We start from the raw sequence: 1,451 nt of genomic DNA, 5'->3' as shown, positions 1-1,451 counted from the left end.
GACAAGTAGAATTATTAACAGCTTTTTCTATTGTTATAATTATTCCTGCCCCTTCGATTTCTTGAAAATCTAACACTTTCATATCTGGGAGATTGAGAATTTGATCTACAGAAAATTTCATAGCTATCACCAAAACTTTTGTATTTTATAATTATCATTATATCATCATTGCTATCTGAACATATTTAAAATCTTGTAATCTCTTGCTGGTACTGAAGTCTGAGACTTAATGAATATAAATTTTAGGTACTAAATTTTAGTTATTTGAGTTTCCACCATAAAAGTACCGCAAGAGCCACAATTACTAAATAGAGAAGAGACAAATACGGAAATTCAGACTGTTAATAGTGATTTCGTCAAGCCATTACATCCTCAATCTGTATTTTCTTGGTTATCGAATATTCTACATCCAAATACTTGTAAAGTTGCAGCAGTTACGGTTGCAAATGGTAGTGATAATATCAGTATTTATATACCTCTATTTGCAGGAGAAAATTTTGCTAACTTAGTAATTTAATTATTCTCGTGATATTTTTTGGCATGGTTGGGGTTTACGGTGGTATTGCTTATTTATTGAGTCGTTAAACTACTATTGGTTATATTTTAAATATTTATCGTCAGGCTATTGTCCCCTTTGTGTTAATTGGTTTAGGGTTATTTATTATTTATTATTTATGAACGCGGTACTTTTACTATAACTAATTTTTGGAAATAGCTTTAATGCAAGTTTTTCCTGCACCCGCTGCACCTTTTATTTTTTGTTGTTTTGCTTGACTAATAATTAGTTGTTTTTGTCTAGAGATGATCAATTTGTACAGTGCATAAGTCCTAATTATTATCTAAATTTTCCGATAAAAAGTTAAGTAAATGCAAATCACCATCAGTAGGTTTCGCGCGTAATTGATGAATTTGTTCTAGTGAAGGAAAAACTTGTGCCATAAAAAACTATAATGACAGTTGGGCGTTGCTGAATTGAGGTATGAAATTGAAAAATCAAAAAAATGAAACTCTTACTCTCTGCGACTCTGCGCCTCTGCGTGAAATAAAATCATACTCTTAATCAGCAACGCCGACAGTTGTAGTAACTATATCATGTCTAGCTAAAAACAAACCCTCTCATTATGTAATGAGAGGGCTTATTGTAAGTATTAAACCTGGCATCGAGCTATTTTCACGTGGGGCTACCCCCAAACTATCGTCGCCGCAGCAGCGTTTCACCTCTGAGTTCGGGAAGGGATCAGTGTGGTTCCACCGCGCCATAGACACCAGGAAAGAATTTAGAATTGAGAATTGAGAATTTAGAATTAAAGAATAATTTTAGATTCTAACTGAGGGTGTTCATAACCCTGAAGACTGCATTTGAGAAAGAGAAATCACAATAACAAATTGAATAGAGGTCAAGCCCTCGGTCTATTAGTACCCCTCAGCTTCATACATTACTGTACTTCCAC

At 33.8% G+C, this 1,451-nt stretch carries 1 rRNA gene; it reads right to left on the bottom strand.

Annotated elements, in window-relative coordinates:
• Positions 1–1,152: 1,152 nt before the first annotated feature.
• Positions 1,153–1,270: ribosomal RNA gene (rrf, locus tag AN486_RS26495) — 5S ribosomal RNA — on the bottom strand.
• Positions 1,271–1,451: the final 181 nt, after the last annotated feature.

The organism is Anabaena sp. AL93 (assembly GCF_001672085.1).
Classification (GTDB): Bacteria; Cyanobacteriota; Cyanobacteriia; order Cyanobacteriales; family Nostocaceae; genus Dolichospermum; species Dolichospermum heterosporum.
The sequence above is the reverse complement of the archived record's forward strand: the minus strand, read 5'-3'. Positions and strand labels throughout refer to the sequence as shown.